The organism is Mesorhizobium sp. P160219 (assembly GCF_057786095.1).
In genome coordinates this window covers 4597435-4617747 of the sequence record NZ_JBYNWG010000001.1, presented here as the reverse complement: position 1 = coordinate 4617747, position 20313 = coordinate 4597435, and the positions used below count along the sequence as shown (strand labels likewise).

The following is a 20313-nucleotide window of genomic DNA, read 5'->3' as shown; positions in this document are numbered from 1 at the left end:
GCATTTGGCCCGCGTTAGATGCAAGGGGTTTTCGAGGACCCCGAAAAGGAGAACGGCATGAACCAAGAGGTCATGAATCTCTTCAATCCGCAGGCGCCGGCGCAGGTGTTCGATTCCATCCGGATATCGCTCGCCAGCCCTGAGAAGATTCTGTCCTGGTCGTTCGGCGAGATCAAGAAGCCGGAGACCATCAACTACCGCACCTTCAAGCCGGAGCGTGACGGTCTGTTCTGCGCGCGCATTTTTGGGCCGATCAAGGACTATGAATGCCTGTGCGGCAAGTACAAGCGCATGAAGTACAAGGGCGTCATCTGCGAAAAGTGCGGCGTCGAAGTCACGCTGTCGCGCGTTCGCCGCGAGCGCATGGGCCACATCGAGCTGGCGGCACCTGTCGCTCACATCTGGTTCCTGAAGTCGCTGCCGTCGCGCATCGGCACGCTGCTCGACATGACCCTGAAGGACATCGAGCGCGTCCTCTACTTCGAGAACTACATCGTCACCGAGCCTGGCCTAACCGCGCTGAAGGAGCACCAGCTGCTCAGCGAGGAAGAGTACATGATCGCCGTCGACGAGTATGGCGAGGATTCGTTCACCGCCATGATCGGCGCCGAGGCCATTCATGACCTTCTGGCCGGCATGGACCTGGAGAAGATCGCCGGCGACCTGCGTTCGGAACTGGCTTCGACCACGTCCGAGCTGAAGCAGAAGAAGTATCTGAAGCGACTCAAGGTCGTCGAGAACTTCATGGAGTCCGGCAACCGTCCGGAATGGATGATCATGAAGGTGGTTCCGGTGATCCCGCCGGACCTGCGCCCGCTGGTTCCTCTGGATGGTGGACGTTTCGCGACGTCCGACCTGAACGATCTCTATCGCCGCGTCATCAACCGCAACAACCGTCTGAAGCGGCTGATCGAGCTGCGCGCCCCCGGCATCATCGTGCGCAATGAAAAGCGCATGCTGCAGGAAGCCGTCGATGCGCTGTTCGACAACGGCCGTCGCGGCCGCGTCATCACCGGCGCCAACAAGCGTCCGCTGAAGTCGCTGTCCGACATGTTGAAGGGCAAGCAGGGCCGGTTCCGCCAGAACCTGCTCGGCAAGCGCGTCGACTATTCGGGCCGTTCGGTCATCGTCACCGGTCCGGAGCTCAAGCTGCACCAATGCGGCCTGCCGAAGAAGATGGCGCTCGAACTGTTCAAGCCGTTCATCTACGCCCGCCTCGACGCCAAGGGGTTCTCCTCGACCGTCAAGCAGGCCAAGAAGCTGGTCGAGAAGGAGCGTCCGGAAGTCTGGGATATCCTCGACGAGGTCATCCGCGAGCATCCGGTGCTGTTGAACCGTGCACCGACGCTGCACCGCCTCGGCATCCAGGCGTTCGAGCCGATCCTGATCGAAGGCAAGGCGATCCAGCTGCATCCGCTGGTCTGCACGGCCTTCAACGCCGACTTCGACGGCGACCAGATGGCCGTTCACGTGCCGCTCTCGTTGGAAGCGCAGCTTGAAGCCCGCGTGCTGATGATGTCGACCAACAACATCCTGCACCCGGCTTCCGGCGCGCCGATCATCGTGCCTTCGCAGGACATGGTCCTGGGTCTCTACTATCTCTCGATCGTCAATCAGAACGAGCCGGGCGAAGGCATGGTGTTTGCCGACATGGGCGAACTCCAGCACGCGCTCGAGACCAAGGCGGTGACGCTGCACTCCAAGATCAAGGGTCGTTTCCGCACGGTCGACGCCGAAGGCAAGGTCGTGTCGAAAATCTACGACACCACGCCTGGCCGCATGATCATCGGCGAGCTGCTGCCGAAGAACGTCAATGTGCCTTACGAGACGGCCAACCAGGAGATGACCAAGAAGAACATCTCCAAGATGATCGACACCGTCTACCGCCACTGCGGTCAGAAGGAGACGGTCATTTTCTGCGACCGCATCATGGCCCTCGGCTTCAGCCACGCCTGCCGCGCCGGCATTTCGTTCGGCAAGGACGACATGCTGATCCCGGACGCCAAGATCAAGCTGGTTTCCGACACCGAGGCTTTGGCCAAGGAATACGAGCAGCAGTACAATGACGGCCTGATCACGCAGGGCGAGAAGTACAACAAGGTCGTCGACGCCTGGGCCAAGTGCTCGGAAAAGGTCGCCGACGAGATGATGGCCCGCATCAAGGCCGTCGAGTTCGAGGACAGTGGCCGTCAAAAGCCGATGAACTCGATCTACATGATGTCGCATTCGGGTGCGCGTGGTTCGCCCACCCAGATGCGTCAGCTCGCCGGCATGCGCGGCCTGATGGCAAAGCCCTCGGGTGAAATCATCGAGACGCCGATCATCTCGAACTTCAAGGAAGGCCTGACCGTGCTCGAGTACTTCAACTCGACCCACGGCGCCCGCAAGGGTCTGGCCGACACCGCCTTGAAGACGGCGAACTCGGGCTACCTCACCCGTCGTCTGGTCGACGTGGCGCAGGACTGCATCGTCAACTCCGTGGATTGCGGCACCGACAAGGGCCTCACCATGCAGCCGATCGTCGATGCCGGTCAGGTCGTCGCTTCGGTCGGCCAGCGCGTGCTGGGCCGCACCTCGCTCGACGACATCACGCATCCGGTTTCGGGTGAGGTTCTGGTCAAGGCCGGAACGCTGATGGACGAACGTGACGTGGAAAAGATCGAAAAGGCCGGCGTGCAGTCGGTCCGCATTCGCTCGGCACTGACCTGCGAGGTCAGGATCGGCGTCTGTGCGGTCTGCTACGGACGCGATCTTGCCCGCGGCACCCCGGTCAACCAGGGCGAAGCCGTCGGCGTTATCGCGGCGCAGTCGATCGGCGAGCCGGGGACCCAGCTCACCATGCGTACCTTCCACATGGGCGGTACGGCGCAGGTGGTGGACAGCTCGTTCCTTGAAGCCTCGTATGAGGGCAAGGTCGAGATCCGCAACCGCAACGTGGTGCGCAACTCGGACGGCCAGCAGATGGTCATGGGCCGCAACATGGCGGTGCTGATCCTCGACGAAGCCGGCAAGGAGCGTGCCTCGCATCGCCTTACCTATGGTTCGCGCATCTTCGTGGACGATGGCGACAAGGTGAAGCGCGGCCAGCGTATCGCCGAATGGGATCCCTATACCCGCCCCGTCCTCACCGAAATCGAGGGCAAGGTGTCGTACGAGGATCTGGTCGACGGCATTTCCGTTCAGGAAACGGCCGACGAATTGACCGGCATCACCAAGCGCGAGGTTATCGACTGGCGCTCGACGCCACGCGGCAACGACCTCAAGCCGGCGATCGCCATCCTTGACCCGAAGGGCAAGGTCGGCAAGCTGTCGAAGGGCGGCGACGCCCGCTTCCTGCTCTCGGTCGAGGCCATTCTTTCGGTCGAGCCGGGTTCGCAGGTTCGTCCCGGCGACGTTTTGGCGCGTATCCCGATGGAAAGCGCCAAGACCAAGGACATCACCGGCGGTCTGCCGCGTGTTGCCGAACTGTTCGAGGCACGTCGTCCGAAGGATCACGCCATCATCGCCGAGATCGATGGCACGATCCGCTTCGGCCGCGACTACAAGAACAAGCGCCGCATCATCATCGAGCCGCATGACTCGACGCTTGAGCCGGTCGAATACCTGATCCCGAAGGGCAAGCCGTTCCATCTCCAGGACGGCGACGTCATCGAGAAGGGCGACTACATCCTCGACGGCAATCCGGCGCCGCACGACATCCTGGCGATCAAGGGCGTGGAAGCACTTGCTTCCTACCTCGTGAACGAAATCCAGGAAGTCTACCGTCTGCAGGGCGTGTCGATCAATGACAAGCACATCGAGGTGATCGTTCGCCAGATGCTGCAGAAGGTCGAGATCACGGTGCAGGGCGACTCGACCTACATTCCGGGCGACCACGTCGACGTGATCGAACTGGAAGAGGTCAACGAGCGCCTGGTCGAGGACGGCAAGAAGCCGGCCGAAGGCCAGCCGGTGCTGCTGGGCATCACCAAGGCCTCGCTGCAGACGCCGTCCTTCATCTCGGCCGCCTCCTTCCAGGAGACGACCAGGGTGCTGACCGAAGCTGCGGTTGCCGGCAAGACCGACATGCTGCAGGGCCTGAAGGAAAACGTCATCGTCGGCCGGCTGATCCCGGCCGGTACCGGCGGCACGATGAGCCAGATCCGGCGCATCGCCACCTCGCGCGACGAACTGATCATCGACGAGCGCCGCAAGGCCTCCGGTGTCGAGGTCGCTGAGCCGATGCTGACCGACATGGTCAACGCCGCGCAGTAAGCGCGGTAGGACGAGAAGAAGGAAGGGGGCCCCAGTGGCCCCTTTTCGCGTTTTGACCCCCAATCGAATCGAGGAAAACATGAGCAAGAAGGTTTGGACTGACGTCGACGACTACATCGTTTCCTCTCTCTTCGAGGCAGATCCCATCCTCGAAGCGGTGCTTGCGGCCAACCGCGACCAGGGCCTGCCGGCCATCGACGTATCGCCGGCGCAGGGCAAGCTGCTGTCGCTGCTGGTCCGCATCAGCGGCGCCAGGAAGGTGCTGGAGATCGGCACGCTTGGCGGCTACTCGACCATCTGGATGGCAAGGGGATTGCCCGTCGGCGGCAAGATCGTGACGCTCGAACTCGAGCCGCATCATGCAAAAGTCGCGCACTCGAATCTCGAGCGGGCAGGGGTGTCGGACAAGGTCGAGCTCAGGATCGGCCCCGCGCTTCAGTCGCTTGAGACGCTGGTTGCCGAAAATGCCGCTCCGTTCGATCTGATCTTCATCGACGCCGACAAGCCGAACAATCCGAATTATCTGTCATGGGCCATGCGCCTGTCGCGGCCGGGGACGGTCATCATCTGCGACAACGTCATCCGCGACGGCACCGTGCTCAACGACGATGGCCGTGACGCGTATGTCGAAGGCGCACGCGGTGCGTTTTCCTTCATCGGCGGCGACAATGGCCTGGACGGCACCGCCATCCAGACCGTCGGCGCCAAAGGCTATGACGGGTTTGCGATTGCGATCGTCGAGTAAGGCTGCATGGTGAGTGTCCGGACTGCGGTCCGGCAGAACTCATCGCTCAATCGAAGAACGCTTCCACCACATTGCGCTTGCCGAGCATGAACGCGTCGGCGACGTGCTGCAGGGGTGCCAAATCGACATCGGAGACGCCGTCGCGTACGACTTCGGCGAAGCGCCGGTAAAGCTGGGGGTATTCGGCCTCCGGCTCGTCGTGAACCAACTTGCCGTCGATGGCAAGCTTGGTGCCGCCGCCGGACAGCACCATCTTGCCCTTGTCGGTGTCCGCCCGGATGTCCCAGCTCTGTGGTCCCGTCTGCAGCCAGTCGAGCTCCATGGTCACCGGCAACCCATCCGAGGTGCGGAAGGTCACGTGGGCCGCCACAGGCGAGGCGCGGTTTTCCGGGAAGTCGAGGACGGCCGAGGTGATGAACATCGCCGGCAGGATGTGGGTTGCGATCGACAGTGCGTTTATGCCGGGATCGAAGACGCCGAAACCGCCCGGCGCCCAGATCCAATCCTGGTTCGGATGCCAGCGGCGGACATCTTCCTTCCAGACGATGGCGGCCGAGTTGACCTTGGCCGACGCCAGGAAGGCACGCGCGGCTTCCACCGCCGGCGCGTAGCGCGAATGCCAGCTGGCGAACAGTGAGACGCCACTGGCTGCCGCCAGCCGCTTCAGGTCCTCGACCTCGCTGACGGTGGCGCCCGGCGGCTTCTCCAGGAAAACATGCTTCTTCGCCATCAGCGCGGTGCGTGCCGCGTCGTAGCGGAACTGCGGCGGCATGCACAGCGAGACGGCCTCGAGGTCGGGCACCGCGTCGAGCATCGCCTCAATGGTCGGAAAATTCGGGATGCCGTCCACCTTGCCGTGCCGGCTGGCAGCGGCGATGAGGCGGTAGTCCGCATCCTTGGCCACTGCCGGCAGATGCTGGTCGCGCACGATCTTGCCGACGCCGACGATGCCGAGCTTGATGGGACCATTGTTCGAGGGCATGGGGACTCCGCGGATTCGAATTTGGCTTGTTAAGTCGCTTGGTTCTTAGCAGAGAACCGGTGCCGGGCAAGCCGGCGCGGTACAGGCGCAAGCAGCCTGTGACGCTCAGAGCGGCACGTCAAACGTGACGATCGACACCTCACCTTCGAGGGCACCCTGAAAGGCTGACAGATGCGGCTCCTCGTCGGGTTCGCCGTCCATATCGCCGATCTGGTCGAGCTCGACTTCGGCATAGCCTTCGGCCGCAAGCGATTCGAGCACCCGGCGCACGGCCGAATCGTCGTCGGGCGCAACCAGCATCACATGGACGCCTTCCGGCTTGCCGCCCTTCTTTTTCCAGACCCGGCCGGTGACGATGGTGACCGGGCGTTCCTCATTGTCGTTCACGGGCTGATTCCTCTTGAGGCGGGGGCGGGCGAGGGGTTTTGGGCTGTCCATGGCGCCTTTTGCCATGAAGAACCCGCGCATGACAGCCAAAAGCCGGTCACTTTCTTGTCTGCCCCGGTCACTTTCTTCCTCTGCCTTGCAAAACGAAGAAAGAAAATTACATGCGTTTTTCGCATGGCTGCCAAGCCGTCGTCAGCGCGCAATATTTGGCGTGCCGGGGTTGACGGTTCACGGTCTTGCGAGTAGAAGCCGCCCAGTCAGAACCGATGTGAGGCTCTCCCTTCCGAAGCGACACGCTTTGGAGTTTGCCTCAAACAGGGTTCGTTTTACGAGCGAAAAGACATTTCCGGCGCGCATGAAGCGGTTCCCGCTTCCTCTGCATTTTGTTCGGGCAGGACCGCGAGGCGCGGTTTATGGCCCGAATTTGCGTATGGAATTGGCGCTTTGAGCGGCCCTGACCGGGCGAGACACGGAATTGAGAGACAAGAGGGTTTAATGCCTACCGTCAACCAGCTGATCCGCAAGCCGCGCATTGCGCCGGTGAAGCGCAACAAGGTCCCGGCCATGCAGCAGAACCCGCAGAAGCGGGGCGTCTGCACGCGCGTCTATACAACGACGCCGAAGAAGCCGAACTCGGCACTGCGCAAGGTGGCCAAGATCCGCCTGACCAACGGCTTTGAAGTGATCGGCTACATCCCCGGCGAAGGCCACAACCTTCAGGAACACTCCGTGGTCATGATCCGCGGCGGCCGCGTCAAGGATCTTCCGGGCGTGCGCTACCACATCATCCGCGGCGTGCTCGACACGCAGGGCGTGAAGAACCGCAAGCAGCGCCGTTCGAAGTACGGCGCCAAGCGTCCGAAGTAAGGGGCGTCCGAAGTAAGATTTTCCGGCCCTGGCGCTGCTTGAATGCGTCGGGCTACGAGATTGAGAGACAAAAGCCATGTCGCGTCGTCACAGTGCAGAAAAGCGTGAGATCAATCCGGACCCGAAGTTCGGCGATCTGATCGTTACCAAGTTCATGAACGCCGTTATGTATGACGGCAAGAAGTCGGTTGCCGAGACCATCGTCTACGGTGCGCTCGACCAGGTTCAGTCGAAGACCAAGCAGGAGCCGGTCACCGTCTTCCATCAGGCGCTCGACAATGTCGCGCCGCATGTGGAAGTCCGGTCGCGCCGCGTCGGCGGCGCTACCTACCAGGTTCCGGTCGATGTGCGCCCCGAGCGCCGTCAGGCCCTGGCGATCCGCTGGCTGATCGCCGCGGCCCGCAACCGCAACGAGACCACCATGGTCGACCGCCTCTCCGGCGAGCTGATGGACGCGGCCAATAACCGCGGCACCGCCGTGAAGAAGCGTGAAGACACCCACAAGATGGCAGAAGCCAACCGCGCTTTCGCACACTACCGCTGGTAAAGCGCGAACGAGACTGAGAAGGCATCCAAGATGGCCCGCGAATATAAAATCGAAGACTACCGCAATTTCGGTATCATGGCGCATATTGACGCCGGCAAGACGACGACCACCGAGCGCGTCCTCTATTACACGGGCAAGTCGCACAAGATCGGCGAAGTCCACGACGGCGCTGCCACCATGGATTGGATGGAGCAGGAGCAGGAACGCGGCATCACGATCACGTCCGCCGCCACCACGACCTTCTGGAAGGGTCGCAGCGGCAAGATGTACCGCTTCAACATCATCGACACTCCCGGACACGTCGACTTCACCATCGAAGTCGAGCGTTCGCTGCGCGTGCTCGACGGCGCCATTGCGCTGCTCGATGCCAATGCCGGTGTCGAGCCGCAGACCGAGACTGTCTGGCGCCAGGCCGACAAGTATAAAGTTCCGCGCATGATCTTCTGCAACAAGATGGACAAGATCGGCGCCGACTTCTACCGCTCGGTCGAGATGATCGGCTCGCGTCTTGGTGCGCATGCCGTCGTCATGCAGCTGCCGATCGGCGCCGAGACCGAGTTCAAGGGTGTCGTCGATCTCGTCGAGATGAACGCGCTGGTCTGGCGCGACGAGACGTTGGGCGCTGCCTGGGACGTCGTCGAGATCCCGGCCGACCTTCAGGCCCGGGCCGAAGAATACCGCGAGAAGATGATCGAAGCCGCTGTCGAAATGGACGAGACGGCCCTCGAGAATTACCTCGAAGGCAAGATGCCGTCGAATGACGAGATCCGCGCCCTGATCCGCAAGGGCACCATCGCGGTCAAGTTCTACCCGATGTTCTGTGGCTCGGCCTTCAAGAACAAGGGCGTGCAGCCGCTGCTCGACGCCGTCGTCGAATATCTGCCGTCGCCGGCCGATGTTCCCGCCATCAAGGGCGTCGACGCCAAGACCGACGCCGAGATCGAGCGTCATGCCGACGACAACGAGCCGCTGTCGATGCTGGCCTTCAAGATCATGAACGACCCGTTCGTCGGTTCGCTGACCTTTGCCCGCATCTATTCGGGCAAGCTGACCAAGGGCATCTCGGTCGATAACACCGTCAAGGGCAAGAAAGAGCGCATCGGCCGCATGCTGCAGATGCATGCGAATTCGCGCGCCGACGTCGAAGAAGCCTTTGCCGGCGACATCGTCGCTCTGGCTGGCCTCAAGGACACGACCACCGGCGACACGCTCAGCGATCCGCTGCACCCGGTCATCCTCGAGCGCATGGAATTCCCCGATCCGGTCATCCAGATCGCCATCGAGCCGAAGACCAAGAACGACCAGGAAAAGATGGGCCTCGCCCTTCACCGCCTGGCCGCCGAGGATCCGTCCTTCCGCGTCAAGACCGACGAGGAAAGCGGCCAGACCATCATTTCGGGCATGGGCGAACTTCACCTCGACATCATCGTCGACCGCATGCGCCGCGAGTTCAAGGTCGAGGCCAATGTCGGCGCGCCGCAGGTGGCTTACCGCGAGACCATCACCCGCAGGCACGAGCAGGACTACACCCACAAGAAGCAGACCGGCGGTACCGGTCAGTTCGCTCGCGTCAAGATCGTGTTCGAACCGAACCCGGAAAGCTCGGAGTTCGAGTTCGAGACCAAGATCGTCGGCGGTGCGGTTCCCAAGGAATACATCCCGGGTGTCGAAAAGGGCATCAACAGCGTCATGTCGTCGGGTCCGTTCGCGGGCTTCCCGATGATCGGCGTCAAGGCGACGCTTATCGACGGCGCTTACCACGATGTGGACTCCAGCGTCCTGGCGTTCGAAATCGCCGGCCGCGCCTGCTTCCGTGAAGCCGCACCCAAGCTTGGCGTGCAGCTGCTCGAGCCGATCATGAAGGTCGAAGTCGTGACCCCGGAAGACTACGTCGGCAGCGTCATCGGCGACCTGAACGGCCGTCGTGGCCAGATCCAGGGCCAGGAAGCTCGCGGCGTGGCTGTCGTCATCAACGCGATGGTGCCGCTGGCCAACATGTTCAAGTACGTCGACAACCTGCGCTCGATGAGCCAGGGCCGCGCGGCCTACACGATGCAGTTCGATCACTATGAGCCTGTGCCGACCGCGGTCGCCCAGGAAGTCCAGAAGAAATACGCGTAACCTGAACGGGTTGCATCGGTAACTTAATTCAAGGCCCGTACGGGCGAGCAGATTGGAGACATCACATGGCAAAAGGTAAATTCGAGCGTAACAAGCCTCATGTGAACATTGGCACGATTGGCCACGTCGATCATGGCAAGACGTCGCTGACGGCGGCGATCACGAAGTATTTTGGCGAGTACAAGCGCTACGACCAGATCGATGCGGCGCCCGAAGAGAAGGCCCGCGGCATCACGATTTCGACGGCGCACGTCGAATACGAGACGGCAGCGCGCCACTACGCCCATGTCGACTGCCCCGGCCACGCCGACTATGTGAAGAACATGATCACCGGCGCCGCGCAGATGGACGGCGCGATCCTGGTCGTGTCGGCCGCCGACGGCCCGATGCCGCAGACCCGCGAGCACATCCTGCTTGCCCGTCAGGTCGGCGTGCCGTCGATCGTGGTGTTCCTGAACAAGGTCGACCAGGTCGACGACGCCGAGCTGCTCGAACTGGTCGAGCTCGAGGTTCGCGAGCTTCTGTCGAAGAACGAGTTCCCCGGCGACGACATTCCGATCGTCAAGGGTTCGGCTCTGGCTGCTCTGGAAGATTCCAACAAGACCATCGGCGAAGACGCGATCCGCGAGTTGATGGCTGCGGTCGATGCCTACATCCCGACGCCGGTTCGTCCGCTGGACAAGCCGTTCCTGATGCCGATCGAAGACGTGTTCTCGATCTCGGGCCGTGGCACGGTCGTCACCGGCCGCGTCGAGCGCGGCATCGTCAAGGTCGGCGAGGAACTGGAAATCATCGGCATCCGTCCGACGACCAAGACGACCTGCACGGGCGTCGAGATGTTCCGCAAGCTGCTCGATCAGGGCCAGGCTGGCGACAACATCGGCGCGCTGCTGCGCGGCGTTGATCGTGAAGGCGTCGAGCGCGGCCAGGTTCTGGCCAAGCCCGGTACGGTGAAGCCGCACAAGAAGTTCGTGGCCGAAGCCTACATCCTGACCAAGGACGAAGGTGGCCGTCACACGCCGTTCTTCACCAACTACCGTCCGCAGTTCTACTTTCGCACGACCGACGTGACCGGCATCGTGTCGCTGCCGGAAGGCACGGAAATGGTTATGCCCGGCGACAACATCACGGTCGATGTCGAGCTGATCGTGCCGATCGCCATGGAAGAGAAGCTGCGCTTCGCCATCCGTGAAGGCGGCCGCACCGTCGGTGCCGGCATCGTCGTCACCATCAAAGAGTAATTTAGACTTAAACCGATCTGTCGCGGGCGCAGGATTTGCCCGCGCCGCGCCAGAACAAGGAAGTGACGCATGAACGGACAGAATATCCGCATCCGCCTGAAGGCGTTTGATCACCGCGTGCTCGACGCCTCGACGAAAGAAATCGTGTCGACGGCCAAGCGCACCGGAGCAAACGTCCGCGGCCCCATTCCGCTGCCGACGCGGATCGAAAAGTTCACGGTCAACCGGTCGCCTCACGTCGACAAGAAGAGCCGCGAGCAGTTCGAGATGCGCACGCACAAGCGTCTGCTCGACATCGTCGATCCGACCCCGCAGACGGTCGATGCTTTGATGAAGCTCGATCTGGCCGCCGGTGTCGACGTCGAGATCAAGCTCTAAGGGAATGAGAGCGCGGTAAGGGGCGGTGCCCCTGGCCCGGAACTCTAAAGGAATTGAACCGATGCGTTCAGGTGTGATTGCAAAGAAGGTGGGAATGACCCGCATCTATAATGATGCCGGGGAACATGTTCCCGTCACCGTTCTCCAGATGGAGAACTGCCAGGTCGTGGCTCAGCGCACGCAGGAGAAGAACGGCTATACCGCCGTCCAGCTCGGCGTTGGCCTTGCCAAGGTGAAGAACACGTCGAAGGCGATGCGCGGCCATTTCGCGACCGCTTCCGTCGAGCCGAAGGCGAAGGTCGCCGAGTTCCGCGTCTCCGCCGACAACATGATCGATGTCGGCGCCGAGATCACCGTCGAGCACTTCGTCGCCGGCCAGAAGGTCGATGTGACGGGCACGACGATCGGCAAGGGTTTCCAGGGCGTCATCAAGCGCCACCACATGGGTGGTGGCCGCGCGACGCACGGTAACTCGGTTTCGCACCGTACGCACGGTTCGACCGGCCAGCGTCAGGATCCGGGCAAAGTGTTCAAGGGCAAGCATATGGCTGGCCACATGGGCGACACCCGCGTCACCACACAGAATGTCGAGATCGTTTCGACCGACGCCGATCGCGGCCTGATCCTGATCCGCGGTGCGGTTCCCGGATCGAAGGGCGCCTGGATCCTGGTCCGCGATGCGGCCAAGGTGGCACTGCCGGCCAATGCGCCGAAGCCTGCCGCGATCCGCGCCGTTGCCGCCGAGAGTGGCGCCAAGAACGAGGCTCCGGCCGCAGAGGGAGCAGAATAATGGATCTCAAGATCACAACGCTTGGCGGCAAGGACGCCGGCAAGGTGAAACTCTCCGAGGAGATTTTCGGCCTTGATCCGCGCGAGGACATCCTGCAGCGCGTCGTGCGCTGGCAGCTGGCCAAACGGCAGCAGGGCACGCACAAGGCCAAGGGCCGCGCCGAAATCGCGCGCACCGGCGCCAAGATGTACAAGCAGAAGGGTACGGGCCGCGCCCGTCACCATTCGGCACGCGCTCCGCAGTTCCGCGGCGGCGGCAAGGCCCACGGCCCGGTCGTTCGCAGCCACGAGCACGATCTGCCGAAGAAGGTGCGCGCTCTGGGCTTGCGGCATGCTCTCTCGGCCAAGGCCAAGAGCGCGTCGATCATCATCATCGACGAGCTGAAGCTGACCGAGGCCAAGACGAAGGCGCTGATCGCGAATTTCGCGACGCTGGGCCTGACCAATGCCTTGGTGATTGGCGGTGCCGAGCTTGACCAGAACTTCAAGCTGGCGGCGACCAACATCCCGAACATCGACGTGCTGCCCATCCAGGGCATCAACGTCTACGACATTCTGCGCCGCGGCACGCTGGTCCTTTCGAAGGCCGCCGTCGAGGCTCTCGAGGAGCGCTTTAAATGACCGACCTCCGTCATTACGACGTGATCGTCTCGCCGGCGATCACCGAAAAGTCGACCATGGCTTCCGAGAACAACCAGGTTGTTTTCAACGTCGCCAAGAAGGCGTCGAAGCCGGAAATCAAGGCTGCTGTCGAAGCGCTGTTTGGCGTCAAGGTTACGGCCGTGAACACGCTTGTCCGCAAGGGCAAGATCAAGCGCTTCCGCGGCACGATCGGCCGCCAGAGCGACGTCAAGAAGGCGATCGTGACGCTGGCCGACGGCCAGTCGATCGACGTCGCGACGGGTCTCTGAGCTAGGCCGCGAGGACAGGACAATGGCACTTAAAAAATTCAACCCGGTAACGCCGAGCACCCGCCAGCTGGTCATCGTCGACCGCTCGGGCCTCTACAAGGGCAAGCCCGTCAAGGGCCTGACCGAAGGCCTGACCAAGTCGGGCGGCCGCAACAATCACGGCCGCATCACGGCCCGCTTCATCGGCGGCGGTCACAAGCGTTCGTACCGCATCATCGACTTCAAGCGCCGCAAGTTCGACGTCGTCGGCACGGTCGAGCGCATTGAATACGATCCGAACCGCACCGCCTTCATCGCGCTGATCAAGTATGACGATGGCGAGCTGTCCTACATCATCGCTCCGCAGCGCCTTGCCGCCGGCGACAAGATCGTGGCCGGCGAATTGGTCGACGTGAAGCCGGGCAATGCGATGCCGCTGGCCTCGATGCCGGTCGGCACGATCGTCCACAACATCGAGCTGAAGCCGGGCAAGGGCGCCCAGGTTGCCCGCTCGGCGGGTGGCTACGGCCAGCTGGTCGGTCGCGACCAGGGCATGGCGATCCTGCGCCTCAATTCGGGCGAGCAGCGTGTCGTTCACGGCTCCTGCATGGCCACCGTCGGCGCCGTGTCGAACCCCGACCACGGCAACATCAACGACGGCAAGGCCGGCCGCACGGTCTGGCGCGGCAAGCGCCCGCACAATCGCGGCGTGACCATGAACCCGGTCGACCATCCGCATGGCGGTGGTGAAGGCCGCACCTCCGGTGGCCGTCATCCGGTCAGCCCGTGGGGCAAGCCGACCAAGGGCAAGAAGACGCGGTCCAACAAGGCGACCGACAAGTTCATCCTGCGCTCGCGCCATCAGCGCAAGAGCTAAGAAGAGGTAACGCCAAGTGACTCGTTCTATTTGGAAAGGCCCCTTCATCGACGGCTACCTTCTCAAGAAGGTGGACAAGGTTCGTGAAGGTGGTCGCAATGAGGTGATCAAGATGTGGAGCCGTCGCTCCACCATCCTGCCGCAGTTCGTCGGCTTCACCTTCGGTGTCTACAACGGACAGAAGCATGTTCCCGTCTCGGTGAACGAGGACATGGTCGGTCACAAGTTCGGTGAATTCGCTCCGACCCGGACCTATTACGGTCACGGCGCGGATAAGAAGGCGAAGAGGAAATAATCATGGGCAAGGCCAAAGCTCCGCGCAGGCTTGCTGACAACGAAGCGCGCGCCGTTCTGCGCACGATCCGTATCAGCCCGCAGAAGCTGAACCTGGTTGCCGCGCTGATCCGCGGCAAGAAGGTCGCGACAGCGCTTTCCGATCTCGAATTCTCGGCCAAGCGGATTTCCGGCACGGTCAAGAAGACGCTGGAATCGGCGATCGCCAACGCGGAAAACAACCACGACCTTGACGTCGATGCGCTGATCGTGGCGGAAGCCTATGTCGGCAAGTCGATCGTCATGAAGCGGTTCCATGCTCGTGGCCGCGGTCGCGCCAGCCGTATCGAAAAGCCGTTCTCGCACCTCACGATCGTCGTTCGTGAAGTCGAAGAAAAAGGGGAGGCCGCATAATGGGCCAGAAAGTCAATCCGATCGGTCTGCGCCTCGGCATCAACCGCACCTGGGATTCGCGCTGGTTCGCGAACACCGGCGAGTACGGCAAACTGCTGCATGAGGACATCAAGATCCGCAAATATCTTGAAAAGGAACTCAAGCAGGCTGCGATTTCGAAGGTCGTGATCGAGCGCCCGCACAAGAAGTGCCGCGTCACCATCCATGCGGCGCGCCCGGGCCTGATCATCGGCAAGAAGGGCGCCGACATCGAAAAGCTTCGCAAGAAGCTGATGGAGATGACGAAGTCCGAGACGCACTTGAACATCGTTGAAGTGCGCAAGCCGGAAATCGACGCGACCCTGGTCGCCCAGTCGATCGCCCAGCAGCTCGAGCGTCGTATCGCGTTCCGCCGCGCCATGAAGCGCGCCGTTCAGTCGGCGATGCGCCTGGGCGCCGAAGGCATCCGCATCAACTGCGCCGGCCGTCTCGGCGGCGCCGAGATTGCGCGCATGGAATGGTACCGAGAAGGCCGCGTGCCGCTGCATACGCTGCGCGCCGATGTCGACTACGGCACGGCCGAAGCGCATACGGCTTACGGCATCTGCGGCGTCAAGGTCTGGGTGTTCAAGGGCGAAATCCTCGAGCACGATCCGATGGCTTCGGAGCGTCGCGCGACCGAGGGTGATGCTGCGCATGGCGGTGGTGGCGATCGCGAACGCGGTCGTCGTCGCGAAAACGCCTGATTATTTAGGAATTTGGAGTTAGAACGATGCTGCAGCCAAAGCGCACAAAGTTCCGCAAGCAGTTCAAGGGCCGTATCCATGGTACCGCAAAGGGCGGCACCAACCTGGATTTTGGTGGTTTCGGGCTGAAGGCGCTTGAGCCGAACCGCGTCACCGCGCGTGAGATCGAGGCGGCCCGCCGCGCGATCACTCGTGAGATGAAGCGTGCCGGCCGCGTGTGGATCCGTATTTTCCCTGATGTGCCGGTGACGTCGAAGCCGACCGAAGTGCGCATGGGCAAGGGCAAGGGCGCTGTCGATTACTGGGCGGCGCGCGTCAAGCCGGGCCGCATCATGTTCGAGATCGACGGCGTCAACGAAGAAACCGCCCGTGAGGCGCTGCGTCTCGGCGCGGCCAAGCTCTCGGTCAGGACGCGCTTCGTACAGCGCATCGCAGAATAAGGACGGGCTGATCATGAAAGCCGAAGACATCCGGACGAAGACCCAGGACCAGCTGACCGACGATCTGGCCAGCCTGAAGAAGGAGCAGTTCAACCTGCGCTTCCAGAAGGCCACCGGCCAGCTCGAGAAGACCGCGCGCGTGCGGCAGGTTCGCAAGGACATTGCGCGTATCAAGACCATCGCTGCGGAAAAGTCCGCGGCCAAGAAGGCTTAAGGACGAAAATCATGCCAAAGCGCATTCTGCAGGGCACTGTCGTCAGCGACAAGAACGAGAAGACGGTAGTCGTCAAGGTCGAACGGCGCTTCACGCATCCCGTGATGAAGAAGACCGTGCGCATGACCAAGAAGTACAAGGCGCACGACGAGAACAACGCCCACAAGGTCGGCGATCAGGTGTTCATCCAGGAATCGAAGCCGATTTCCAAGGACAAGCGCTGGATCGTCGTGTCTTCGGACCAGGCGTAACAAACCGAATTTAGGACAGACCGGGGAGGGGCTTTGAGCCCGTCCCGTTAGAAGAGAAGAAGGCGGCCAGTCATGATTCAGATGCAAACAAACCTCGACGTCGCGGATAATTCCGGCGCCCGTCGTGTCATGTGCATCAAGGTGCTGGGCGGCTCGAAGCGGAAATACGCTTCCGTAGGCGACATCATCGTGGTGTCGATCAAGGAAGCCATTCCGCGCGGCCGCGTTAAGAAGGGCGATGTGATGAAGGCGGTCGTGGTTCGCACGGCCAAGGACATCCGCCGCCCGGACGGCAGCGTGATCCGTTTCGACAAGAACGCGGCCGTTCTCGTCGACAACAAGAAAGAGCCGATCGGCACGCGTATCTTCGGACCGGTTCCGCGCGAACTCCGCGCCAAGAACCACATGAAGATCATCTCGCTCGCGCCTGAAGTGCTGTAAGGAGCCGGACCAATGCAAAAGATTAGAAAAGGCGACAAGGTCGTCGTGCTGGCCGGCAAGGACAAGGGCCGTTCGGGCGAAGTCCTCTCGGTTCAGCCGAAGGAAGACACCGCGCTGGTGCGCGGCGTCAACATGATCCGTCGTCACCAGAAGCAGTCCCAGTCCCAAGAGGGCGGGATCATCACCAAGGAAGCGCCGATCCAGCTGTCGAACATCGCGCTCGCCGACCCCAAGGATGGCAAGCCGACCCGCGTCGGCTTCATCTTCCAGAAGGACGGCAAGAAGGTGCGCGTCGCCAAGCGCTCGGGAGAAGTCATCAATGGCTAAGGCTCAAACCACGAAGCCCAAGGCTGAAAGCAAACAGTCCAAGGCCCAGAACACGCCGCGCCTCAAGCAGGTCTACAACGAGACCATCCGCAAGGCGCTGCAGGAGCAGTTCGGCTACGAGAACGAGATGCAGGTTCCGCGCATCGACAAGATCGTGCTGAACATGGGCGTCGGCGAAGCGACCGCGGATTCGAAGAAGCCTTCGATCGCGGCCGAAGACCTGGCGATGATCGCCGGCCAGAAGGCCGTCGTCACCCGCGCCCGTAATTCGATCGCCGGCTTCAAGGTCCGCGAGAAGATGCCGATCGGCGCCAAGGTCACGCTGCGCAAGGAACGCATGTACGAGTTCCTCGACCGTCTCGTGAACATCGCACTGCCGCGCGTCCGCGACTTTCGCGGACTGAATCCGAAGAGCTTCGATGGCCGTGGCAACTACGCCATGGGCATCAAGGAACACATCGTGTTCCCGGAGATCAACTACGACAAGGTTGATCAGATCTGGGGCATGGACGTCATCGTTTGTACGACTGCGAAGACGGACGACGAAGCCAGGGCATTGCTCAAGGCCTTCAACTTCCCCTTCCGCCAGTAACGGCAGCGAGAAAAGGAAAAATCTGAAATGGCAAAGACCAGCTCAGTCGAGAAGAACAACAGGCGCCGCAAGCTTGCCGACCAGTACGGTCCCAAGCGCGCAGCGCTCAAGGCGATCATCATGGACCAGTCCAAGCCGATGGAAGAGCGTTTCCGCGCTCAGCTGAAGCTTGCTGCCCTGCCGCGCAACTCGGCCAAGATCCGCATCCGCAACCGCTGCGAAGTTACCGGCCGTCCGCGCGCCTATTATCGCAAGCTCAAAGTATCGCGCATCGCGCTTCGTGATCTCGGCAATAACGGCCAGATCCCGGGCCTGGTCAAGTCGAGCTGGTAAGGAGGACATAACATGTCATTGAGCGATCCTCTCGGCGATATGCTGACCCGCATCCGCAACGCGTATGGCCGTAAGAAGTCGAGCGTTTCGACGCCGGCGTCGCGCCTGCGTACCCGCGTCCTCGACGTGCTGAAGGCTGAAGGCTATATCCGCGACTACAGCCAGACCGACTTCGACAACGGCAAGTCCGAAATCGAAATCGAGCTGAAGTATTTCGACGGTGCTCCGGTCGTGCGCGAAATCGCCCGCGTCTCGAAGCCTGGCCGCCGCGTTTACGTTTCGGCCAAGTCGATCCCGCACGTCGCCAACGGCCTCGGCATCGCCATCCTTTCGACGCCGAAGGGCGTGATGGCCGATCACGAAGCACGCGAACAGAATGTCGGCGGCGAAATCCTCTGCCAGATTTTCTAATTCGGCAGACCTGAAACAAGAGAAGTGACGAGGACAACCAAATGTCTCGTATTGGAAAGAAACCCGTTTCGCTGCCGCAGGGCGTGACCGCGACCGTCAACGGCCAGACCGTGACGGCGAAGGGCCCCAAGGGCGAGCTGAAGTTCGTGGTGAACGACGAAGTGCTGGTCAAGATGGAAGGCAGCGAAATCGCTGTCCAGCCGCGTGACCAGACCAAGACCGCCCGCTCCAAGTGGGGCATGTCGCGCACGCAGATCGTCAACATCCTGCAGGGCGTCAAGGACGGTTTCGAGAAGAAGCTCGAGATCACCGGCGTCGGCTATCGCGCGGCACTCCAGGGCAAGAACCTGCAGCTGGCGCTTGGCTTCAGCCACGACGTCGTTTACGAGACGCCGGCCGGCATCACGATCGCCGTGCCGAAGCCGACGGAAATCACCGTGACCGGCATCGACAAGCAGCAGGTCGGCCAGGTTGCAGCCGAGATCCGCGAGTATCGCGGTCCCGAGCCCTACAAGGGCAAGGGTGTCCGCTATGCCGGCGAGAAGATCGTCCGCAAGGAAGGCAAGAAGAAGTAGTAGGCCTGGCCCCGAAAAGTTGCAGACTTTTCGGAAAAGGCCAAGCCAAAGAAGTGCAACGCCGCGGGGAGCGGTCGCGGGAGGCGCTTTCGCCTACCGCACATGGCGGCCCCCGTTTTTTGAAGGCAAGGAAGACTATCATGGCTACCAAGGAATCCATCCAGCGCCGCGCGCAGCGCGTCCGCCGCCAGATCAAGAAGGTCGCCGGCGAACGTCCGCGTCTCTCGGTTCACCGCACGTCGAAGAACATCTACGTGCAGGTCATCGACGATGCCAAGGGCCATACCATCGCGGCTGCATCGACACTCGAGAAGGACCTCAAGGGTTCGCTCAAGACCGGCGCCGACACCGAGGCAGCAGCCGCTGTTGGCAAGCTGATCGCCGAGCGTGCTTCGAAGGCCGGCGTCAAGGAAGTCGTCTTTGACCGCGGCGCCTATATCTATCACGGCCGCGTCAAGGCGCTGGCCGAGGCTGCCCGTGAAGGCGGTCTGAGCTTCTAATTGCCTGATCCCGAACCGAAGGTCAGCGCAGCAAAAAGTTGCAGACTTTTCGGACAAGATCATGCAAGGAAAAATAATTCGCCCCCGGTGACCCAAAGAGGCGCACCGGATCTTATCAGCAACCGTGCTTCCGGAAAAAAACAAGGAACAGGATATGGCACAGGAACGTAGGGATGGCGGCCGCGGCCGCGATCGTGAAGAACGCGATGACGGCATGGTGGACAAGCTCGTCCACATCAACCGTGTCGCCAAGGTCGTCAAGGGCGGCCGTCGCTTCGGTTTTGCAGCACTCGTCGTCGTCGGCGACCAGAAGGGCCGCGTCGGCTTCGGTCACGGCAAGGCGCGCGAAGTGCCGGAAGCGATCCGCAAGGCAACTGAGTCGGCCAAGCGCGACATGATTTTCGTGCCGCTGCGCTCGGGCCGCACGCTGCACCACGACGTCGAAGGACGCTGGGGCGCCGGACGCGTGCTGCTGCGCGCTGCCAAGCAGGGTACCGGCATCATCGCCGGCGGCCCGATGCGCGCTGTCTTCGAGACGCTCGGCATGCATGACGTGGTCGCCAAGTCGATGGGTTCGTCGAACCCCTACAACATGGTTCGTGCCACATTCGACGCGCTGAAGAGCCAGATGCATCCCAAGGATGTGGCTGCTGCACGAGGCATCAAGTATTCGACCCTTCAGGCCCGCCGCGGCACCGCCGTTGCGGCTGAAGAATAGTCGATCTGACCAGGGATTTTG

Annotated in this window: 27 protein-coding genes; 25 read left to right on the top strand and 2 right to left on the bottom strand. The window is 61.9% G+C overall.

What is annotated here, in order from left to right; genetic code table 11:
- The first annotated feature begins 57 nt into the window (after positions 1–57).
- Together rpoC and AC3EMP_RS22445 are read left to right on the top strand one after the other, a co-directional pair.
- Positions 58–4254 (top strand): DNA-directed RNA polymerase subunit beta', encoded by a 4197-nt coding sequence (rpoC, locus tag AC3EMP_RS22450; RefSeq protein ID WP_460222009.1) that lies wholly within the window; start codon positions 58–60, stop codon positions 4252–4254.
- A gap of 79 nt (positions 4255–4333) precedes the next feature.
- Positions 4334–4999, top strand: coding sequence for an O-methyltransferase (locus AC3EMP_RS22445; protein ID WP_023702453.1), 666 nt, complete (start codon positions 4334–4336; stop codon positions 4997–4999).
- A 46-nt stretch (positions 5000–5045) separates the two neighbouring features.
- On the opposite strand, the gene AC3EMP_RS22440 is transcribed toward AC3EMP_RS22445, so the two are convergent.
- Together AC3EMP_RS22440 and AC3EMP_RS22435 are read right to left on the bottom strand one after the other, a co-directional pair.
- Entirely contained in the window at positions 5046–5981 is a 936-nt protein-coding gene (locus AC3EMP_RS22440; RefSeq protein WP_023702452.1) for a Gfo/Idh/MocA family protein, read from the bottom strand.
- A gap of 105 nt (positions 5982–6086) precedes the next feature.
- A complete protein-coding gene (locus tag AC3EMP_RS22435) occupies positions 6087–6368 on the bottom strand; it encodes a hypothetical protein (RefSeq protein WP_023694876.1) in 282 nt (93 codons plus the stop codon).
- A gap of 495 nt (positions 6369–6863) precedes the next feature.
- On the opposite strand from AC3EMP_RS22435, the gene rpsL reads away from it, so the two are divergent.
- The 23 genes from rpsL (at position 6864) to rpsE (ending at position 20292) form a co-directional block, all read left to right on the top strand.
- Complete coding sequence (rpsL, locus tag AC3EMP_RS22430; RefSeq protein ID WP_006333356.1) at positions 6864–7235, top strand: 30S ribosomal protein S12; 372 nt, start codon at positions 6864–6866, stop codon at positions 7233–7235.
- A gap of 76 nt (positions 7236–7311) precedes the next feature.
- Positions 7312–7782, top strand: a complete 471-nt coding sequence (gene rpsG / locus AC3EMP_RS22425) for a 30S ribosomal protein S7 (protein ID WP_008875664.1) — start codon at positions 7312–7314, stop codon at positions 7780–7782.
- Between the two features lie 30 nt (positions 7783–7812).
- Positions 7813–9903, top strand: a complete 2091-nt coding sequence (gene fusA / locus AC3EMP_RS22420; protein WP_023667430.1) for an elongation factor G — start codon at positions 7813–7815, stop codon at positions 9901–9903.
- A 65-nt stretch (positions 9904–9968) separates the two neighbouring features.
- On the top strand, positions 9969–11144 hold the full coding sequence (gene tuf / locus AC3EMP_RS22415) for an elongation factor Tu (protein WP_023723394.1): 1176 nt from the start codon (positions 9969–9971) through the stop codon (positions 11142–11144).
- Positions 11145–11213: 69 nt separating this feature from the next.
- Complete coding sequence (rpsJ, locus tag AC3EMP_RS22410) at positions 11214–11522, top strand: 30S ribosomal protein S10 (protein WP_010909272.1); 309 nt, start codon at positions 11214–11216, stop codon at positions 11520–11522.
- A 61-nt stretch (positions 11523–11583) separates the two neighbouring features.
- On the top strand, positions 11584–12312 hold the full coding sequence (rplC, locus tag AC3EMP_RS22405; protein ID WP_023682606.1) for a 50S ribosomal protein L3: 729 nt from the start codon (positions 11584–11586) through the stop codon (positions 12310–12312).
- A complete protein-coding gene (gene rplD, locus AC3EMP_RS22400; protein WP_023672750.1) occupies positions 12312–12932 on the top strand; it encodes a 50S ribosomal protein L4 in 621 nt (206 codons plus the stop codon). Before rplC ends, rplD begins: the two co-directional genes overlap by 1 nt.
- Entirely contained in the window at positions 12929–13222 is a 294-nt protein-coding gene (locus tag AC3EMP_RS22395) for a 50S ribosomal protein L23 (protein ID WP_023672751.1), read from the top strand. The genes rplD and AC3EMP_RS22395 overlap by 4 nt, the downstream gene beginning before the upstream one ends.
- Before the next feature lie 22 nt (positions 13223–13244).
- A complete protein-coding gene (gene rplB / locus AC3EMP_RS22390) occupies positions 13245–14078 on the top strand; it encodes a 50S ribosomal protein L2 (RefSeq protein ID WP_488494675.1) in 834 nt (277 codons plus the stop codon).
- A 16-nt stretch (positions 14079–14094) separates the two neighbouring features.
- Positions 14095–14373, top strand: coding sequence for a 30S ribosomal protein S19 (gene rpsS, locus AC3EMP_RS22385; protein ID WP_006205463.1), 279 nt, complete (start codon positions 14095–14097; stop codon positions 14371–14373).
- Between the two features lie 2 nt (positions 14374–14375).
- Positions 14376–14765, top strand: a complete 390-nt coding sequence (gene rplV, locus AC3EMP_RS22380) for a 50S ribosomal protein L22 (protein WP_006205462.1) — start codon at positions 14376–14378, stop codon at positions 14763–14765.
- Positions 14765–15490, top strand: a complete 726-nt coding sequence (gene rpsC / locus AC3EMP_RS22375) for a 30S ribosomal protein S3 (RefSeq protein ID WP_023672753.1) — start codon at positions 14765–14767, stop codon at positions 15488–15490. Before rplV ends, rpsC begins: the two co-directional genes overlap by 1 nt.
- A gap of 26 nt (positions 15491–15516) precedes the next feature.
- Positions 15517–15930 carry a 50S ribosomal protein L16 gene (rplP, locus tag AC3EMP_RS22370; RefSeq protein ID WP_006205460.1) on the top strand — a complete coding sequence of 138 codons (414 nt, stop codon included), beginning with the start codon at positions 15517–15519 and terminating at the stop codon, positions 15928–15930.
- A gap of 13 nt (positions 15931–15943) precedes the next feature.
- Positions 15944–16144: a 50S ribosomal protein L29 gene (gene rpmC / locus AC3EMP_RS22365; protein ID WP_006205459.1), complete on the top strand. Its 201-nt coding sequence runs from the start codon at positions 15944–15946 to the stop codon at positions 16142–16144.
- An 11-nt stretch (positions 16145–16155) separates the two neighbouring features.
- Complete coding sequence (gene rpsQ, locus AC3EMP_RS22360) at positions 16156–16395, top strand: 30S ribosomal protein S17 (RefSeq protein WP_010909280.1); 240 nt, start codon at positions 16156–16158, stop codon at positions 16393–16395.
- Positions 16396–16467: 72 nt separating this feature from the next.
- On the top strand, positions 16468–16836 hold the full coding sequence (gene rplN / locus AC3EMP_RS22355; RefSeq protein ID WP_006205457.1) for a 50S ribosomal protein L14: 369 nt from the start codon (positions 16468–16470) through the stop codon (positions 16834–16836).
- Between the two features lie 12 nt (positions 16837–16848).
- On the top strand, positions 16849–17163 hold the full coding sequence (gene rplX, locus AC3EMP_RS22350; protein WP_013531428.1) for a 50S ribosomal protein L24: 315 nt from the start codon (positions 16849–16851) through the stop codon (positions 17161–17163).
- Positions 17156–17755 carry a 50S ribosomal protein L5 gene (gene rplE / locus AC3EMP_RS22345; RefSeq protein WP_023672755.1) on the top strand — a complete coding sequence of 200 codons (600 nt, stop codon included), beginning with the start codon at positions 17156–17158 and terminating at the stop codon, positions 17753–17755. The genes rplX and rplE overlap by 8 nt, the downstream gene beginning before the upstream one ends.
- A gap of 27 nt (positions 17756–17782) precedes the next feature.
- Positions 17783–18088, top strand: coding sequence for a 30S ribosomal protein S14 (rpsN, locus tag AC3EMP_RS22340; protein ID WP_010909282.1), 306 nt, complete (start codon positions 17783–17785; stop codon positions 18086–18088).
- A 12-nt stretch (positions 18089–18100) separates the two neighbouring features.
- Positions 18101–18499: a 30S ribosomal protein S8 gene (rpsH, locus tag AC3EMP_RS22335; RefSeq protein ID WP_006205453.1), complete on the top strand. Its 399-nt coding sequence runs from the start codon at positions 18101–18103 to the stop codon at positions 18497–18499.
- Between the two features lie 41 nt (positions 18500–18540).
- A complete protein-coding gene (gene rplF / locus AC3EMP_RS22330) occupies positions 18541–19074 on the top strand; it encodes a 50S ribosomal protein L6 (RefSeq protein WP_352597277.1) in 534 nt (177 codons plus the stop codon).
- 140 nt (positions 19075–19214) lie between these two features.
- Positions 19215–19574 carry a 50S ribosomal protein L18 gene (gene rplR, locus AC3EMP_RS22325; RefSeq protein ID WP_023682602.1) on the top strand — a complete coding sequence of 120 codons (360 nt, stop codon included), beginning with the start codon at positions 19215–19217 and terminating at the stop codon, positions 19572–19574.
- A 154-nt stretch (positions 19575–19728) separates the two neighbouring features.
- The gene (gene rpsE, locus AC3EMP_RS22320; RefSeq protein WP_006333394.1) at positions 19729–20292 is read left to right on the top strand and encodes a 30S ribosomal protein S5; all 564 of its coding nucleotides are present in this window, start codon (positions 19729–19731) and stop codon (positions 20290–20292) included.
- Positions 20293–20313: the final 21 nt, after the last annotated feature.

Excerpts from the sequence above, each read along its gene's own strand:
- AC3EMP_RS22395 (WP_023672751.1), top strand. The coding sequence starts at position 12,929 with ATGACCGACCTCCGTCATTACGACGTGATCGTCTCGCCGGCGATCACC.
- rpsQ (WP_010909280.1), top strand. The coding sequence starts at position 16,156 with ATGCCAAAGCGCATTCTGCAGGGCACTGTCGTCAGCGACAAGAACGAG.
- AC3EMP_RS22445 (WP_023702453.1), top strand. The coding sequence starts at position 4,334 with ATGAGCAAGAAGGTTTGGACTGACGTCGACGACTACATCGTTTCCTCT.
- rpsL (WP_006333356.1), top strand. The coding sequence starts at position 6,864 with ATGCCTACCGTCAACCAGCTGATCCGCAAGCCGCGCATTGCGCCGGTG.
- rpoC (WP_460222009.1), top strand. The coding sequence starts at position 58 with ATGAACCAAGAGGTCATGAATCTCTTCAATCCGCAGGCGCCGGCGCAG.
- rpsC (WP_023672753.1), top strand. The coding sequence starts at position 14,765 with ATGGGCCAGAAAGTCAATCCGATCGGTCTGCGCCTCGGCATCAACCGC.
- rplB (WP_488494675.1), top strand. The coding sequence starts at position 13,245 with ATGGCACTTAAAAAATTCAACCCGGTAACGCCGAGCACCCGCCAGCTG.
- rpsG (WP_008875664.1), top strand. The coding sequence starts at position 7,312 with ATGTCGCGTCGTCACAGTGCAGAAAAGCGTGAGATCAATCCGGACCCG.
- rplF (WP_352597277.1), top strand. The coding sequence starts at position 18,541 with ATGTCTCGTATTGGAAAGAAACCCGTTTCGCTGCCGCAGGGCGTGACC.
- rpsH (WP_006205453.1), top strand. The coding sequence starts at position 18,101 with ATGTCATTGAGCGATCCTCTCGGCGATATGCTGACCCGCATCCGCAAC.
- fusA (WP_023667430.1), top strand. The coding sequence starts at position 7,813 with ATGGCCCGCGAATATAAAATCGAAGACTACCGCAATTTCGGTATCATG.
- rplX (WP_013531428.1), top strand. The coding sequence starts at position 16,849 with ATGCAAAAGATTAGAAAAGGCGACAAGGTCGTCGTGCTGGCCGGCAAG.
- rplR (WP_023682602.1), top strand. The coding sequence starts at position 19,215 with ATGGCTACCAAGGAATCCATCCAGCGCCGCGCGCAGCGCGTCCGCCGC.
- rpsN (WP_010909282.1), top strand. The coding sequence starts at position 17,783 with ATGGCAAAGACCAGCTCAGTCGAGAAGAACAACAGGCGCCGCAAGCTT.
- rplP (WP_006205460.1), top strand. The coding sequence starts at position 15,517 with ATGCTGCAGCCAAAGCGCACAAAGTTCCGCAAGCAGTTCAAGGGCCGT.
- rplN (WP_006205457.1), top strand. The coding sequence starts at position 16,468 with ATGATTCAGATGCAAACAAACCTCGACGTCGCGGATAATTCCGGCGCC.
- rplC (WP_023682606.1), top strand. The coding sequence starts at position 11,584 with ATGCGTTCAGGTGTGATTGCAAAGAAGGTGGGAATGACCCGCATCTAT.
- tuf (WP_023723394.1), top strand. The coding sequence starts at position 9,969 with ATGGCAAAAGGTAAATTCGAGCGTAACAAGCCTCATGTGAACATTGGC.
- rplE (WP_023672755.1), top strand. The coding sequence starts at position 17,156 with ATGGCTAAGGCTCAAACCACGAAGCCCAAGGCTGAAAGCAAACAGTCC.
- rplD (WP_023672750.1), top strand. The coding sequence starts at position 12,312 with ATGGATCTCAAGATCACAACGCTTGGCGGCAAGGACGCCGGCAAGGTG.
- rplV (WP_006205462.1), top strand. The coding sequence starts at position 14,376 with ATGGGCAAGGCCAAAGCTCCGCGCAGGCTTGCTGACAACGAAGCGCGC.
- rpsE (WP_006333394.1), top strand. The coding sequence starts at position 19,729 with ATGGCACAGGAACGTAGGGATGGCGGCCGCGGCCGCGATCGTGAAGAA.
- rpsJ (WP_010909272.1), top strand. The coding sequence starts at position 11,214 with ATGAACGGACAGAATATCCGCATCCGCCTGAAGGCGTTTGATCACCGC.
- AC3EMP_RS22440 (WP_023702452.1), bottom strand. The coding sequence starts at position 5,981 with ATGCCCTCGAACAATGGTCCCATCAAGCTCGGCATCGTCGGCGTCGGC.
- rpmC (WP_006205459.1), top strand. The coding sequence starts at position 15,944 with ATGAAAGCCGAAGACATCCGGACGAAGACCCAGGACCAGCTGACCGAC.